This window comes from Streptomyces sp. ID05-39B, from assembly GCF_033794725.1.
Taxonomy (GTDB): domain Bacteria; phylum Actinomycetota; class Actinomycetes; order Streptomycetales; family Streptomycetaceae; genus Streptomyces; species Streptomyces bobili.
In genome coordinates this window covers 1-14,428 of record NZ_JARGEF010000212.1, presented here as the reverse complement: position 1 = coordinate 14,428, position 14,428 = coordinate 1, and the positions used below count along the sequence as shown (strand labels likewise).

The 14,428-nt window shown below is 74.0% G+C and carries 14 protein-coding genes and 1 pseudogene; 6 read left to right on the top strand and 9 right to left on the bottom strand.

Translation table 11 applies throughout. The annotated features are described in order from the left end of the window. Window positions 1–118 precede the first annotated feature (118 nt). Complete coding sequence (locus tag P1P75_RS32090; protein ID WP_319262223.1) at window positions 119–952, top strand: helix-turn-helix transcriptional regulator; 834 nt, start codon at window positions 119–121, stop codon at window positions 950–952. Between the two features lie 8 nt (window positions 953–960). Here P1P75_RS32090 and P1P75_RS32085 read toward each other — a convergent pair whose 3' ends face one another. Further along, the gene (locus P1P75_RS32085; protein ID WP_319262221.1) at window positions 961–1,386 is read right to left on the bottom strand and encodes a hypothetical protein; all 426 of its coding nucleotides are present in this window, start codon (window positions 1,384–1,386) and stop codon (window positions 961–963) included. Between the two features lie 220 nt (window positions 1,387–1,606). Here P1P75_RS32085 and P1P75_RS32080 point away from each other — a divergent pair, with 220 nt between their 5' ends. The 3 genes from P1P75_RS32080 to P1P75_RS32070 all read left to right on the top strand — a co-directional run bounded on the left by P1P75_RS32080 (window position 1,607) and on the right by P1P75_RS32070 (window position 4,014). Continuing rightward, window positions 1,607–2,470 carry a helix-turn-helix transcriptional regulator gene (locus P1P75_RS32080; protein WP_319262219.1) on the top strand — a complete coding sequence of 288 codons (864 nt, stop codon included), beginning with the start codon at window positions 1,607–1,609 and terminating at the stop codon, window positions 2,468–2,470. Window positions 2,471–2,540: 70 nt separating this feature from the next. Next, window positions 2,541–3,359 carry an SAM-dependent methyltransferase gene (locus tag P1P75_RS32075; RefSeq protein WP_319262217.1) on the top strand — a complete coding sequence of 273 codons (819 nt, stop codon included), beginning with the start codon at window positions 2,541–2,543 and terminating at the stop codon, window positions 3,357–3,359. A 166-nt stretch (window positions 3,360–3,525) separates the two neighbouring features. Then, entirely contained in the window at window positions 3,526–4,014 is a 489-nt protein-coding gene (locus P1P75_RS32070) for a molecular chaperone TorD family protein (protein ID WP_319262215.1), read from the top strand. Between the two features lie 68 nt (window positions 4,015–4,082). Here the strand turns inward: P1P75_RS32070 and P1P75_RS32065 are convergent, their stop codons facing one another. The 5 genes from P1P75_RS32065 to P1P75_RS32045 all read right to left on the bottom strand — a co-directional run bounded on the left by P1P75_RS32065 (window position 4,083) and on the right by P1P75_RS32045 (window position 10,122). Then, window positions 4,083–4,511 carry an OsmC family protein gene (locus tag P1P75_RS32065; RefSeq protein ID WP_266464736.1) on the bottom strand — a complete coding sequence of 143 codons (429 nt, stop codon included), beginning with the start codon at window positions 4,509–4,511 and terminating at the stop codon, window positions 4,083–4,085. Between the two features lie 66 nt (window positions 4,512–4,577). Beyond that, window positions 4,578–6,371, bottom strand: a complete 1,794-nt coding sequence (locus tag P1P75_RS32060) for a hypothetical protein (RefSeq protein WP_319262212.1) — start codon at window positions 6,369–6,371, stop codon at window positions 4,578–4,580. After that, a complete protein-coding gene (locus P1P75_RS32055; protein ID WP_319262211.1) occupies window positions 6,368–7,429 on the bottom strand; it encodes a MoxR family ATPase in 1,062 nt (353 codons plus the stop codon). Before P1P75_RS32055 ends, P1P75_RS32060 begins: the two co-directional genes overlap by 4 nt. 87 nt (window positions 7,430–7,516) lie before the next feature. Next, window positions 7,517–9,547: a phage holin family protein gene (locus P1P75_RS32050; protein ID WP_319262224.1), complete on the bottom strand. Its 2,031-nt coding sequence runs from the start codon at window positions 9,545–9,547 to the stop codon at window positions 7,517–7,519. Window positions 9,548–9,720: 173 nt separating this feature from the next. Then, a complete protein-coding gene (locus P1P75_RS32045; RefSeq protein WP_319262210.1) occupies window positions 9,721–10,122 on the bottom strand; it encodes a hypothetical protein in 402 nt (133 codons plus the stop codon). Window positions 10,123–10,205: 83 nt separating this feature from the next. Between P1P75_RS32045 and P1P75_RS32040 the strand changes: the two genes are divergently transcribed. Together P1P75_RS32040 and P1P75_RS32035 are read left to right on the top strand one after the other, a co-directional pair. Next, on the top strand, window positions 10,206–10,979 hold the full coding sequence (locus P1P75_RS32040; protein ID WP_319262209.1) for an MBL fold metallo-hydrolase: 774 nt from the start codon (window positions 10,206–10,208) through the stop codon (window positions 10,977–10,979). Next, complete coding sequence (locus P1P75_RS32035; RefSeq protein ID WP_086772650.1) at window positions 10,976–11,602, top strand: DedA family protein; 627 nt, start codon at window positions 10,976–10,978, stop codon at window positions 11,600–11,602. The genes P1P75_RS32040 and P1P75_RS32035 overlap by 4 nt, the downstream gene beginning before the upstream one ends. A 67-nt stretch (window positions 11,603–11,669) precedes the next feature. Here the strand turns inward: P1P75_RS32035 and P1P75_RS32030 are convergent, their stop codons facing one another. The 3 genes and pseudogenes from P1P75_RS32030 to P1P75_RS32020 form a co-directional block, all read right to left on the bottom strand. Next, the gene (locus P1P75_RS32030; protein ID WP_319262207.1) at window positions 11,670–12,734 is read right to left on the bottom strand and encodes an MBL fold metallo-hydrolase; all 1,065 of its coding nucleotides are present in this window, start codon (window positions 12,732–12,734) and stop codon (window positions 11,670–11,672) included. Then, a complete protein-coding gene (locus tag P1P75_RS32025; RefSeq protein WP_319262206.1) occupies window positions 12,731–13,978 on the bottom strand; it encodes an aminotransferase class I/II-fold pyridoxal phosphate-dependent enzyme in 1,248 nt (415 codons plus the stop codon). The genes P1P75_RS32030 and P1P75_RS32025 overlap by 4 nt, the downstream gene beginning before the upstream one ends. Window positions 13,979–14,196: 218 nt before the next feature. Then, window positions 14,197–14,428, bottom strand: a pseudogene (locus tag P1P75_RS32020) (hypothetical protein); the annotation flags it as partial.

The following is a 14,428-nucleotide window of genomic DNA, read 5'->3' as shown; positions in this document are numbered from 1 at the left end:
GTTGTATAAGAGGCGGGCCCCCACCCGCCGCCCCCCGCAACCACAGCCACAGCCACAGCCGGTCATCTCATCGGCCCTGTCCTCCGCCTGCGCCCGTCCCTCGGCTACGGTCGACGGCATGACCCTCCTCGTGACCGGCACCCAGGGCCCCGCCGACGCCCCGGCGACCGACCGGGGCGTCGGCCCCCTCCTGCGGGCCTGGCGGGAGCGGCGCCGGGTCAGCCAGCTGGAACTGGCGCTGCGCGCGGACTCCTCGGCCCGGCACATCAGCTTCGTCGAGACCGGCCGCTCCCGGCCCAGCGAGGAGTTGCTGCTGCGGCTGGCCGAGCACCTCGACGTGCCCGTACGCGAGCGCAACACCCTGCTGGTGGCGGCCGGTTACGCCCCCCACTACCGCGAGACCCCGCTGGACGATCCGGCTCTGGACGCGCTGCGCTCCGGCATGGAACGCCTGATCCAGGGCTACGAGCCGTATCCGGCGCTGGTCGTGGACGCGACCTACAACGTGCTGGCGGCCAACCGCGGGATCACCATGCTCATGGACGGCCTCCCGGAGTCGCTCCTCGCGCCACCGCTGAACGCGATGCGGCTGACCCTGCACCCGGAGGGCCTCGCGCCGCGCATCCGCAATCTGCCCGAGTGGCGCGGCCATCTGCTCGCCCAGATGGAACGGCAGATCGCCCTCCACCGCTCCGCCCCGCTGCGCGCACTGTACGACGAGGTCCGCGCGTATCCGGTTGCGGAAACAGCGCCGAGGGCCGAACCCACCGAGCCCGTACCGTACTTCGCGCTGCCGATGGTGATCGAGCACGACGGGCGGACGCTGTCGTTCATCTCGTCGATCTCCACGTTCAACACACCGATGGACGTGACGGTCGCCGAGCTGGCCATCGAGACACTGCTCCCGGCCGACCCGGCGACGGTCAAGTACCTGCACTCGCTGATGGGTTGAGCGGATCCTCAGGTCCGGCGCGCTTTCAGGGCGAGGTGCTGGAGGGCCCCGAAACCGGCCACCGTCGCGGCCTGGAGCACGGTCCACACCGCCCCGGTCACGGTCGGCGACAGCCACAGCACCAGGGCGAGGACGCTCAGGGCCGACCAGGCGAGGTTGATCTCGACCACCGCTCTCACCGGCAGTACGGCCGGACGGGCACGCGAGGCGAGAAGGCCGACCGCGGCGGCGTACACCGTCAGGGCCAGGCCGAGTTCGAGCAGCAGCGTGGAGTCGACGCCGAGGAGCCGGCCGAGGGGATTCGACGCCGCGAGATAGGCGACGCCGTTCGCTCCGGTCACCACGGCGTCGAGGGCGAGGAAGCGGCGCAGGGCACTGTGCGGCTCGGCGGTGCGGGCGAGTGCGGTGAGCGTGGCGGGCTGGGTCGCGGACATGATGAATCACCCTCCGTCGAGGTCGGGAAACGGCCTGCTGGTGCCGGGTTTTCCGGAGCGGAGTGCGCCGCCCCGGAAAACCCGTTGCCCCTACGATCCCGTCGGCGCGGGAGTGCGTCGATTACCCCCGAGGTAATGCCCGTGTCCGTCGTCCCTGTCGCCGCGCAGCCGGAACATGACACACTGACCGGCGTGTTTCGACACGCAGGGGAGGCGTGGCGTGAGTGAGCGGCGGCCCGCGCCCACGGTGGGCCAGGTGGTACTCGGCAGGCGGCTCCAGGAGCTGCGTGAGGCGGCGGGTTTCAGCCGCGAGGAGGCGGCCCGCGCACTGCGGGTGGCCCCGGCGACCGTACGGCGCATGGAGACGGCCGAGGTCTCCCTGAAGATCCCGTATGTGCAGGTGCTGCTGGAGACCTACGGGGTGTCCGAGGAGGAGACCGGGACCTTCGTCACGCTCGCCGAGGAGGCGAACCGCCCCGGCTGGTGGCAGCGGTTCCACGACGTCCTGCCCGACTGGTTCAGCCTGTACGTGAGCCTGGAGGGCGCGGCCCGCCTCATCCGCTCCTACGAACCCCACTTCGTTCCGGGCCTGTTGCAGACGGAGCGGTACGCGCGTGCCGTGCTGGAGGCCGGGACGGTCGGTGTGAGCAGCCCGGAGGCGATCGAGCGGCACGTGTCGCTGCGACTGGCCCGCCAACAGCTGCTGGAGCGCCCCGATCCGCCCCATCTGTGGGCCGTGCTGGACGAGACGGTCCTGCGCCGGCCGGTCAGCGTCGACGCCGACGTCATGTACGAACAGATGGACAGGCTCCTGGAGTTGGCGGAACGCGACCGGATCACGCTGCAGGTCTCGGAGTTCGCGAGCGGCCCGCACCCGGGGACGTCCGCGCCGTTCTCGCTGTTCCGCTTCGCCGAGCCCGAGCTGCCCGACATGGTCGTCACCGAGTACCTGTCCGGCGCCCTCTACCTGGACTCACGCGGGGAGGTCTCCGCGCATCTGGAGGTCCTCGACCACATGACCACACACGCCGCGTCCGCCCAGCACACCCTGAAACTCCTGCGCGAGGTCCGCGCGCAGTTCTGAACCGCTGTGCGCCACCTTGGCGTTCATCCCACCCGCCTGCTCGTCCGCACTCACGAGGAGAAGACCACGCATGACCGGATCCGAGTCCGAGGCCGCCGTCCGCATCGACACGAGCAGGCCGCATCCGGCCCGGGTGTACGACTGGTGGCTCGGCGGCAAGGACAACTACCCCGTGGACGAGGAACTGGCCCGCAAGATCCTCGCCGTGGACGGCACGGTGCTGCGCGGAGCACGCGCCAATCGCCGCTTCATGCAGCGGGCCGTGCGCACCGTCGCCGAGAGAGGCGTCCGTCAGTTCCTGGACATCGGCACGGGGATCCCCACCGAACCCAATCTGCACCAGGTGGCGCAGACCGTCGCCGCCGAGTCGAGGATCGTCTACGCCGACAACGACCCGATCGTGCTGCGGCACGCGCAGGCACTGCTGCACGGCTCGGACGAGGGTGCCACCGAGTACGTGCACGCCGACGTCCGTGACGTCGACACCCTGCTGCACCGCGCGGCCGACTCCCTGGACCTCGACCGGCCGGTGGCACTGTCGCTGGTCGCGCTCACCCACTACCTGGGCGAGGACCCGGCGGGCGACGACGTGTACGGGCTGCTGAAGCGGTACGCGGACGCGCTCGCGCCCGGCAGCCACCTGATCCTCTCCCAGGTCACCCCCGATCTGAACCCGGAGGCGATCGAGCAGGCGGCGAACCACTTCCGGCGCAGCGGCACCCCGTTCCACCCCCGCTCGCTGGCGGAGTTCTCCCGCTTCTTCGAGGGCCTGGAACTGCTGGGTCCGGGAGTGATCCCGGTCTCCGGCTGGCGGCCCGACCCGCAGGACGTGGCCCTCCAGGCGGAGGGCATCGTGCCGGTGTACGCGGGCGTGGCGCGCAAGCCCTGAGCCGCCGGGCTCCGCAGCCCGGGGCCCTGGCACGCCGGACCGGGCCCCGGACCCTCGCACGCCGCCCCGGAAATGACCCGTACGGGCGCCGTGAACGGGTGCCTTCCCGTGCCCGCCCCTAGGTTCGCGACAGGGGCGTGCACGGAACGCCCCCGAAGGAGGCGTGATGCCCTCGGACGCCGTGCTGTACCAGGCGGCCGCACTCTGCCTGACGTACCCCGACGACGATCTGTACGCGCGGCTGCCCCTGCTGCGGGAAGCGGCCCCGCCGTTGCGGGAGTTCACCGACCACGCGGCGGTGACACCGCGGCCGGAGCTGGCCGAGCACTACGTGCGGGTCTTCGACTCCGGGGACCGGCACAGCCTGCGTCTGAGCCGGTGGTACGACGAGGGGGCCCGGCGGGACGGCATGTCACCGGCCCGCCTCACGGACCTCTACCGGCGGTACGGGCTGGAGTTCACGGGCGAGGAACTGCCCGACTTCCTGCCCTCGGTCCTGGAGTTCGCCGCCCGCACCGGCGACACCGGCCCGCTCACCTGCCACCGCGCCGGCCTGGAGGGGCTGCGTGTCCGGCTGACCGGCTACGGCACACCGTATGCGGCCGTCCTGAACGCCGTATGCGCCACACTGCCGACCGTATACACCGACCCGTGAGTCGATGACCCACGCCCCCGGGGTCCGGCCGGTCGTGCGGGGCGCGCGACCGGCCGGGGTCCGGCGGTTCAGGCCAGCTTGGCGGACAGGGTGATCGGTACGGCCTTCAGCGCCTGCGAGACCGGGCAGTTGACCTTGGCCTCCTCGGCGGCCGCGACGAACCCCTCCTCGTCGAGACCCGGCACGGTGCCCTCCACGGTGAGGTGGATGCCCGTGATGCCCTCGCCCGGCTGGAAGGTGACGTCCGCCGAGGTGACCAGCTTGGTGGGCGGGGTGCCGGCACCGGCCAGGGCGTGCGAGAACGCCATGGAGAAGCAGCTGGAGTGGGCGGCGGCGATCAGCTCCTCCGGGCTGGTCTTTCCGTTCGCCTCCTGGGTGCGGGCGGCCCACGTCACAGGCTGCTCGTCGATGGCACCGGAGGAGTCGAAGGTGACGACCCCGTTCCCCTCGATGAGGCTGCCTTCCCAGACGGTGTGTGCGGAGCGCGTGGTGGCCACGGTTCTTCCTTTCGCATGGTTCTCCCGCAGAACGGGTTTGACGGGCCCATCCGATCACACTCTCCGTCACCGCACCCGGAAGACCGGCCCCCCAGGGGTGAACGGCAGACGCCGGCCCTGCGGGATCAGGTACGCGTGCTCGCGCCGGACGCGCAGGGTGTCGCACCAGCCGTCGGTGATGACGAGGACGGGCGCCCCGCGCGGGAAGTCGTCCGCCCGGTGCAGGAGGTCGATGCCGGGCTGCAGGACCGTGCCGCCGCGGCCGTGCACACGGACCCGGCCGGCGATCTCGGTGACCGGCACGTACCCGGCGTCGTGCGGGGCCGCGTCGCAGAACACGACCCGGGCGGCGGGTACGTCGCGGGCCTCGGCGTAGGAGGCGATGGCGCCGAGCGCCTTGCCGAGGAGGGTGCGGTCCATCGAGCCGGAGGTGTCCAGGACGACGCCGAAGGTGCAGCGGGCGATCTCCTCGGGCGGGAAGTAGCGGCCCGCGCGCGGGATGTCCGGGGTGGAGGACTGACGGCGGGAGGGCCGGGCGTAGGAGCGCACCGGCTCGGGGCGGGGCACGAACTCGTCGAACCAGCGGGCGAGTCGGGCGTCCCAGGGCAGGGGCGGGTGGCTGAGGGCGCGGATGTCCTCGACGAGGCCGCCGGGCAGGTAGCCGCGTTCCTGACGCTCGTGCAGGTCCAGGCCCTGGGCCAGGCCGCGCCGGTAGAAGCCGTCGAGGTCGGTGTAGTGGCCGGGCGGGCCCAGCGGGGCGCCGAGGATGTCGCCGGCGCCCTTGCCGCGGAGCGTGGACAGGCGGCGCATCCGGCGCAGGTCGCCCGCGATCCGGTCGTAGACCTCCTCCGCGGACAGTCCCTCCAGGGCACGGTCGTACAGCAGGCCTTCGGGCATGGTGCCGACCTGCATCTCGCGCAGCCAGCCGTTGATGACGTAGTCGCAGGCGACGTTGAAGAGGTAGGGGTCGCGGGTGCCGCAGCGGTCGCCGTGGCGCAGGGCGGCGTGCAGCATCTCGTGGGCGAGGACGAAACGCCATTCCTCGTCCTCGAACGTCCGCAGCGGGTTGACGTAGATCTCCCCCGCCTCGGCGTTCACGGCGGCGACGGAGATGCCGTGGGCGCGGGCCAGTTCGGCGTCGGCGACGAGCCTGATGCCGGCCGCGATGCCGCCCAGCAGCGGGTAGGAGGTGATGAACCAGGACAGTGCCTCTTCCCAGGGTCGTTTGCCGGGTGCCTGGTCGTCGAGGGTGTCGCGGCGGCCGCCGGCCATGTCCATCGCGGCGGACATGGTCCGGGTGAGGGCGGTGGCGAAGGCGAGCTGCCAGTCGTGGGGGCTGCCCAGGCCCTCCCACGCCAGGAGCACCTGGTCGGGCTCACCCCCCGCCGTCCCGCAGTGTTCGTAGGCGGGCGGAAGTCCGGTGCGGTGCCAGCGGTCGGCGAGCTGTTCCTCGTCGCCGTCCGGGTAGGCCGGGGGCAGGTGGTCGGGGGCGCGGCCGATCGGGAACGTGAGCAGGAAGCGGTTGACGACCGCGCAGCGTGCGGCGAGCTGGTGGCGGTCGGGCTGGACGCGTTCGCCGCGGGCGATCGGCAGGTGGCCGAAGCCGAGGTGCAGGGCGGCGTGGGCGAGCGACCAGGCCCACAGGGCGGGATCGGCGATCCGGTCGGGGTGGGCGTGGACCTGGCCGCTGGAGTGGACGGTGAGAAGTCCGTCCCGGGGTGCGAGGGTGCAGTCCGGGTGGCGGCAGACGGAGAAGGCGACGGCGGCCAGGGCGGGGTTGGCGCGCACCAGCCGCATCCCCTCGGCGAACGCCTCCTCGGCCAGGTCGCGCTTCTTCCTGCCGCGGCCGGCGCGGCTCATCGGCGCGCCTCCACCAGCCGGGGCATGTCCCGGGCCGCCTCCACCAGGAACCAGGCGGGCAGCACGGGGTTGCCGTCGGCGTCCGAGGCGATGACGGTCTGAGCGACCTCGACGGATATCTCGGCGAGCTGCACCAGCAGCGACTTGGCGCGGTGGGCGGTCTGCCGGCCGCTCGCCGGCATGTGCTCCTTGACGGCGGGCAGTTCCTTCACCAGGCGGCCGCGGAAGGATTCGGCGAGGTAGTAGAGCAGGTCGCGGTCCTCGGTGCGGTGCGGCCAGGGGGCGTCGCCCCTGATGACGGCCTCGATGCCGTACCGGCTGCGGACGATCCTGACGTAGCCGCAGAAGGCGGTGGCGTGCGCGGGGGTCAGCGTGCCGTGCGCGAGAACCTTCAGGGTGTCCTCGTCGAGGCCTTTACCGAAGGAGTGCAGGGCGTCGGAGAGCATGTGCCAGGAGCGGGGAGTGGAGAAGGGCTCCTCGGTCTTCGGCGGCTTGGACCACAGGTGGTCGGGCCGGTCGGCGACGTGGTCCAGGACCCAGGGGTGGATGCCGTTGCCCGCCGCCCACACCAGCCAGTCCTTGGCGGAGGCCTCCAGGTGGACGTGGGTGAGGCGGTTGACCAGCGCGGAGGCGATGGGGCGGGCGAGGGCGTTGTCGGTGGCCCGGTTGCCCGCGCCGATGACGATGGAGCCCTTGGGCAGTTCGTAGGTGCCGATGCGGCGGTCCAGGATCAGCGAGTAGAACGCCTTCTGCACGTCGGGTCCCGCCGCGTTCAGCTCGTCCAGGAACAGGCAGTACGGCTCTTCGCGGGCGATCGCCTCCGGCGGGCAGAACACCGAGCGCCCGTCCCGGATCTGCGGCACGCCGATCAGGTCCTCGGGGGCCAGCTGGGTGCCGAGCAGGCTCACGCACTCCAGCCCCAGGGACTCGGCGAAGTCCCGTACCAGGGACGACTTTCCGATGCCGGGGGCACCCCAGAGGAACACGGGCCGCACGGTGGCGAGGCCGAGCAGCAGTTCGGGGATGCGGGAGGGCGTGACGGTGACGGCTGCCTGCACGCAGCGACTCCAGGGGGTTCGAACGGGCGCGCGAGTGCGCGATGCACGAACAGTGTGTGCGTACGGGTCTGTCCTCGCAGCCGATTTTCAGGCGGCCCGCTCCCGCGACGTCCTCTCGCGCGGCACCTGGGGTCCGGCCGCCTCACCCAGCCAGCGGCGCAGGACGCGGTGGACCTGCTCGGCGCCGGTCAGGTCCTCGCCGTCCGCGGCCGGTGCGGACAGGGCGAGGGGGGACAGCAGGAACGGCTTCGACTGGGCGCCGCCGAGGCCGCCGTGGGAGCCGATCTGTTCCTCGAAGGCGAGGACCTCGCCGTCGGCGGGGTCGTGGAAGGAGTTGACCATGATGTCGGCGGTGTGCGGGAAGGAGTGCGTACGGCGCACGGCCTCGGCGGCGCCGGGGCCGAAGCCGGCCAGCGGGCCGGGCTCCTCGTCGAGGCGCCCGAGGGGGATCTGAGCCCCGTACGCCCCGAGGACGACCCCGCCGTGCTCCTCGCTGCGCACGAGGAGGAAGCCGATGCCGGGGTGGTTGGCGAGCGTGGTGAGCAGCGCGGGGTGGCGGGCGTCGATCTCCTCCTTGCTCATGCGGTGCGCCACGTCGGGGAAGGAGACCAGGCCGAGGTTGCCGGAGGCGAGCACGATCGGCTCCGGGCGGCGGGCCGGGCGGTACTGTTCGCCGCCCTCCTCGACGGGCCTGCGCAGTGCGGCCCGGACGGCCGCGCGGGCCTCGGCGCCGCTGTGGGTGCGGCGCGCCCGGCGCGGCACGGGCAGCCCGCAGCCGGCCCGCACCAGGTCGCCGAGGGTCAGGCCGTAGCGGGCGCGGAAGGTCTCGCCGGGGCTCTGCCCGTGGTCGGACAGGACGACGATGCGATACGGCCGCGGGGCGTGTTCGGCGACGTTCTCGATGAGCGCCAGGGAGCGGTCGAGGCGGGCGAGGACCTGCTCGGTGTCGCGGCCGAGCGGCCCGGAGTGGTGTGCCACCTCGTCGTAGGCGACCAGGTCGGCGTAGACGGCGCTGCGGCCGGCGAGCATGTCGCCCGTCACGGCGGCGACGACGACGTCCCGCTCGACGACGGTCGCGAAGGCGCGGATGAACGGATAGAGGCCGCCGCGGGACACCCGCGGGCGCTGGCCGCGCAGCCGGGCGCGGGTGGACTGCCCGATCTCGCGGCCCGCCTCCGCGACGAAGGACAGGGCGGTGCGGACGGCGTTGGCCGGGTCGCAGAAGTACGCGAAGTAGCCGGCCCGGGAGCGGGTCGCGCTGCTGCGGCGGCCCACCGCGATGGAGAGGACGAGGGCCTGTTCGCCGGCGCCGCCCCCGAAGAGGTTGCCGCGGCTGGCGCCGTCGGCGGAGAGCAGCCCGCTGTCGCCGGCGCGCTCCACCGCCCGGCGCTGGAGTTCGGCGGCGCTGGTGGGACGGTTGCAGACCATCACCTCCCGGCTGTCCTTCTCGTACCAGCGGAAGGCGGGGACGTCGAAGTTGCTGCCGTGCAGGATGCCGAGCTGGCTCGCGCCGGTCTGGCTGGACCAGTCGGTGCGCCAGGGGGTGAGGCGGTGGGTGGGGCGGGCCGCCTTGTCCTGCCGGGTGCCCAGCCACTTGGCGACGGTCGGCATCAGCCCCTTGTCGACGGCCGCGGCCAGCACGTCGTGGCCGACGCCGTCGAGCTGGAGGAAGACGGTGCCGTGGGTGGCGGGGCAGGACGGGCCGCCGCCTCTTCGGCGGCGGTCGGCGAGGCGGTACAGGCGGCGCCGGTAGGCGTCGTCGTCACGGACGGCCAGGGCCCCGCCGGTCGCGGAGGCGACGGCGGACATCACGGCGGCGACGATGACGGCGGTCTCGGGGGCGGCCTCGCTCTGCCCGGACGGGTTCAGCCGCAGGGCGAGCAGCAGGAGCGAGCCGTTGAGGAAGAACACCAGCAGGCCGAGGACGAGCGCCGGCACGAGCAGCAGCAGCCGGACCAGGAGCGGCCAGGCCAGCGCCGACAGGACACCGAAGACCCCGGCCCCGGCGGCCGCGGTGACGGCGATCGTGGTGGCGCTGTCCCCGTCGGGCGACTGGAGCCGGAAGTCCGGCAGGATCCCCGCGAGCACCAGCATGGTCACGGTGGACACGCCCCACACCGCGACGCTCCGCCCGGCCTGACTGACGGCACGCCGCCAACGCCCCTCACCCACGCCCCGTACACCTCACGTCCCGGCCCGTCGTCGATGCGGACCTCTGCCTCTCCACCCTGTCATACGGCGGGAGAGGGCCGACCGGATCCGGCGACCGGGTGCGTACCGGGACGACGCGGTCAGCGTCCGTCGTATCCGGCCGTCGGCATGGACAGCCTGCGGTGCACGCGCGCCTTCATCTGCGCGTCGTAGGCGGGTTCGGCGACGCCCACCGTCTCCACCCGTACCCCCCGCCGCGCGCACTCCTCGGTGAACTCCTCGACGCAGGACAGGGCGCTCTCCAGCACACGCCGGCTGGGTGCGACGAAGAGGTCGACGCCGGGTCTGACGCCGTCCCACAGCACGCAGTGGTCCGACCGCAGCCCGCGGACCAGCAGCTCCCGGCTGACGACGTAGCCCCGTTCCGCGGCCCACCGCGCGCACATCGCGTGCTGGCTGCGGGAGTCCACCAGGAAGGGATCGGCGTCCAGTTCCTCCAGCGGCGTCAGACTCGCGATCGCCGTGACCCGCACCGGTCCCATGGGGTCCCCCTCACCTCCGGGTTTCGCCGCCGACCCTACTCCTGCCCGTAGGCTTCGGGGAGTCGCGCGAAGGGGGCGAAGAGGTGCCGGTGGAGATCACCTGGTGGGGTCACGCCACCTGCACGATCACCGATGCGGACGTCCGTGTGCTGACCGATCCCCTGTTCGCCCGCCGGCTGGCGCATCTGCGGCGGCGCCGGGGGGCGTTGCCCACCCCGGACGCCTGGCGCGCGGACGTGGCGCTGGTGTCGCACCTGCACTCCGATCATCTGCACATTCCCTCGCTGGCGCGCCTCGCGCCGGGCACGCGCCTGCTGGTGCCCCGCGGTGCGCCGCGCGCCGTCCCCGGACTGCGGCGCCTCACGCAGCTGCGGCTGACCGAGATGGCGCCGGGCGACGAGACGACCGTCGGTGACCTGCGGGTACGGGCGGTGCCCGCACGGCACGACGGGCGGCGGCTGCCGGTCGGCCGGCACCACTCCCCCGCGCTCGGGTACGTCGTGGAGGGCGAGGCGCGGACGTACTTCGCCGGGGACACGGGCCTGTTCGAGTCGATGGCCGAGGAGGTCGGGCGGGTCGACGTGGCGCTGCTGCCGGTGGGCGGCTGGGGACCGTACCTCGGGGAGGGGCACCTGGACGCGGGGCGGGCCGCGGAGGCGCTGGCCCGGCTGGCGCCGCGCAGTGCGGTGCCGGTGCACTACGGCACGTACTGGCCGATCGGGATGGACGCCGTGCGCCCCCATGAATTCCATGCGCCGGGCGAGGAGTTCGTACGCCTGGCGGCGGAGCGCGCGCCGGATGTCGTGGTGCACCGGCTCGCGCACGGGGAGAGCGTGCGCCCCGAGGTTCGGCGATGATGGCGCTGGCCGCCGCCACGACGGCTCCGCCGGCGGAGTCCGCCCAACAGGCGCTCGGTTACCCGTCGTTGTTCCTGCTGGTGCTGATCGGCGCGCTGGTGCCGGTGGTGCCGACGGGGGCGCTGGTGAGTTCGGCGGCCGTGGTCGCCTTCCACCAGACGGCGCCCTTCTCGCTGGCGCTGGTGTTCGTGACGGCATCGCTGGCCGCGTTCTGCGGGGACGCGACGCTGTACTGGCTGGGCCGGCGCGGGATGCGGTCGAGGAACGGCTCGCGCTGGCTGGCGGCGATCCGCTCGCGGGCGCCGGAGGAGCGCCTCGCACGGGCCCAGGAGAAGCTCGCCGACCACGGTACGGCGGTGCTGGTGCTGTCCCGGCTGGTGCCCGCCGGCCGCATCCCGGTCATGCTGGCGTGCCTGATGGCCGACTGGCCGCTGCGCCGGTTCGTGCGCGGGAACCTGCCGGCCTGTCTGGCGTGGGCGGTGACCTACCAGCTGATCGGGATCCTGGGCGGCTCGCTGTTCCCGGAGCCGTGGCAGGGCGTCGTCGCGGCGGTGGCGCTGACGCTGCTGATCAGCGTCGTGCCGGGGCTGTGGCGCCGGGTGCGTGAGCGGCCGGCCGGGTGAGAGCCGCCGGCCGCGGGTGGCGGGGGCGCTCCTTGAGACACCCCCGGAGCCGGGCTGCGGCACGGTCCTACAGCACCCGTGAACCTCCCACCGGCATGTCCCACAGGTCCTCGCGGGCCAGGCCCGCCCGCCGCCAGGCGGCCCGCACGCGTGTGAGGGGTTCGAGGACGGGCTCGGCGGAGAGGACGAACGTGCCCCAGTGCATGGGCGCCATCCGGCGGGCCCCCACCTCGCGGGCCGCCCGTACCGCCTCCTCCGGGTCGCAGTGGACGTCGCTGAGCCACCAGCGGGGGTCGTACGCGCCGATCGGCAGCAGCGCCAGGTCGATGCCGGGGTAGCGCAGCCCGATGCGGGAGAACCAGTGGCCGTAGCCCGTGTCGCCCGCGAAGTAGACGCGTCGGCCGTCGGGGTCGGTGAGGATCCAGCCGCCCCACAGGGATCGACAGGTGTCGGTGAGGCTGCGCTTGGACCAGTGGTGGGCCGGTACGAAGTCGAAGCGGACGCCGGACAGTTCGGCCGCCTCCCACCAGTCCAGCTCGGTGACCCGGGTGAACCGGCGGCGCCGGAACCAGCGGCCGAGCCCGGCCGGCGCGAACACCGGGGTGTCGCGCGGGAGCCGGCGCAGGGTGGGGGCGTCGAGGTGGTCGTAGTGGTTGTGGCTGATGACGACGGCGTCGACGCACGGCAGGCTCTCCCAGGGGACGCCGACGGGGGTGACGCGGGCCGGGGTGCCGATGATGCGACGGGACCAGACCGGGTCGGTCAGGACGGTCAGGCCGCCGACCCGCACCACCCAACTGGCGTGTCCCGCCCAGGTGACGGCGACGGTGCGGGTGTCGACGCGGGGCAGCGGGCCGGGCGCGAAGGGCAGCCGCGGCACATCGGCGAGGCCCTCTTTCCCGGGCCGTACCGCGCCCTCGCGGGCGAAGCGGGCGAAGGCCTTGAGACCGGGCAGCGGGGCGGTCAGCCGGTCGTGGAACGTGCGCGGCCACACCCGCCGTTCGCCCGGCGGGCGGGGCTCGGCGAGCGGCGGGACGGGCGAGGTCAGGGGCGAACTCAGGGAGGAGACGACCGGCGGGGTGCCGGTGTCCCGCACGGGAGTGGGGGTGGTCGACTCGGACTGCTGCGTCATCGAGGAGGCTCCCGTCGCTGAGCGTCGTCACGGAGATCATCGAGGACCGACCTCAGATGGATCAACGCGCGTTCCACGTGTGGCAGTTCCAACGGGCTGGGCGACCTCAGGCATTCCGTGCGCTGCGCGTTGGTCCCGCCCAGCAGCGGCCCCGTGCAGAGCCGTACGCGCAGCGCCCCGAGGTCGTCGCCGAAGCGGTGGCCGCCCGGCGCGGGCATGCCCAGCCGGGCAGTGAGGAGGTCCTCCAGGTCCTGCGCGTCCCCGACGCCCCGCGCGGCCAACGGCTCGCGCAGCGGGCCTAGATCGGCGTACACGTGCCGGCCGGCGCGCGGCGGCAGCGCGAGACCGCCCGCGGCGACGACGGCGCCGTGCACGGCGGCGGCCACGCGCGCGTGCAGCCGTACGGCGCTCTCCACGCGCGCGGTGACGGGCTCGGGTTCGGTCAGGGCGAAGGCGGCGGCCTCGGCGACGGGGGCCGCCACGCGCGCGTCGAGCGCGGTGAGGACGTCGAGCACGCGCGCGTGGAGGTCGTCCCCGGTGGCGGTGTCGGGGAGACGGGCGACGGCGGCCGGCCAGCCCGGCGGGAGCAGGGCGCCCGCGAGGTCGCTGACGACGGTGACCCGGTCGGGGAGCATCTCGGCGGGAGAGACCAGGACCGTGTCCTGCGGAGCGTGCAGGGTGTCGCGCCAGGTCTCGTCGCTGATCAGGTGCAGTCCCTCGGCCGCGGCGGCCTCCACGGCCTCGTGCAGCACCTCGGGCGGGGCGACGGTGGCGGTGGGGTCGTCGGCGACGGACAGCACCAGCAGCCGCGGGTCGCCGCCCTCGGCGCGGACCCGCCGCACGGTCTCCAGGAGGGCGTAGGGGTCGGGGACGCCGCCGCACTCGGCGGGCGTGGGGACATGGAAGACGGGCCGGCCCAGCAGTCGCGCGTAGGGCCCCCACCAGGCCGCGCAGGGCCGCGGCACCAGGACGTCGCCGCCGAGGGCGGCGGTCAGCGCCAGCAGCAGGGCGGGAGCGCCGGGTCCGGCCACGACCCGGTCGGCTCCGGTGGCCAGGCCGCGGCGCTCCCAGTAGCCGCAGGCGGCGTCCAGGAGGGCCGGGCCGCCGCCCACGGGTTCGCCGTCGGCGCGTCCGGCGGCCGCGGCCAGGACGGCGGCGAGGCCGGGCAGCATGGGCAGGCCGTCCGCGGGCGGCGCCGGCCCGTAGCGGACGGGGCCGTGCCCTTCCGGTCCGGTGCCCCGCATGCCGTCCTCCCCGTCCTGCGCGCCGTCGGTGCCTGCTGCCCTGTGCTGCCGCCGGCCGCCGGACCCGCCGTGCGGCGGCGGAAGTTCGTCCGCGTGCCGGGTGATGCGTGACGGGGCGTCCGGGGCCGGGCGGGCCCTGGGGTGACGAGTACCCCGTGTGCCGTCGCCCCATGGCCCCGGGCCGGTGTCGCGCCGGTCGCGGCGCGGGCCGGGCGCGGTCAGCGGCCCGCCGTACGGTCGCGTCGGCGCAGCCGGTGGACGGCCGCGCCGACCGCGCCGACGATCAGCAGAGCGCCGGCGGCCAGGGCGGGGACGGAGTCGGTGAAGGTACCGCCGGTCCCGGCGCGCACACCGTGCCGGACGGCCGCGCCGGGACAGCCGACGCTCTGCGGCACGGACTCCGCCTGGACCGTCGACGGCACCTGCCCGGCACCGCCCGGCGGCCGGGGC

Bases quoted from the DNA above. Each gene is read 5' to 3' on its own strand.
- P1P75_RS32090 (WP_319262223.1), top strand. From the start codon at position 119: ATGACCCTCCTCGTGACCGGCACCCAGGGCCCCGCCGACGCCCCGGCG.
- P1P75_RS32085 (WP_319262221.1), bottom strand. From the start codon at position 1,386: ATGTCCGCGACCCAGCCCGCCACGCTCACCGCACTCGCCCGCACCGCC.
- P1P75_RS32075 (WP_319262217.1), top strand. From the start codon at position 2,541: ATGACCGGATCCGAGTCCGAGGCCGCCGTCCGCATCGACACGAGCAGG.
- P1P75_RS32070 (WP_319262215.1), top strand. From the start codon at position 3,526: ATGCCCTCGGACGCCGTGCTGTACCAGGCGGCCGCACTCTGCCTGACG.
- P1P75_RS32060 (WP_319262212.1), bottom strand. From the start codon at position 6,371: ATGAGCCGCGCCGGCCGCGGCAGGAAGAAGCGCGACCTGGCCGAGGAG.
- P1P75_RS32045 (WP_319262210.1), bottom strand. From the start codon at position 10,122: ATGGGACCGGTGCGGGTCACGGCGATCGCGAGTCTGACGCCGCTGGAG.
- P1P75_RS32035 (WP_086772650.1), top strand. From the start codon at position 10,976: ATGATGGCGCTGGCCGCCGCCACGACGGCTCCGCCGGCGGAGTCCGCC.
- P1P75_RS32030 (WP_319262207.1), bottom strand. From the start codon at position 12,734: ATGACGCAGCAGTCCGAGTCGACCACCCCCACTCCCGTGCGGGACACC.
- P1P75_RS32025 (WP_319262206.1), bottom strand. From the start codon at position 13,978: ATGCGGGGCACCGGACCGGAAGGGCACGGCCCCGTCCGCTACGGGCCG.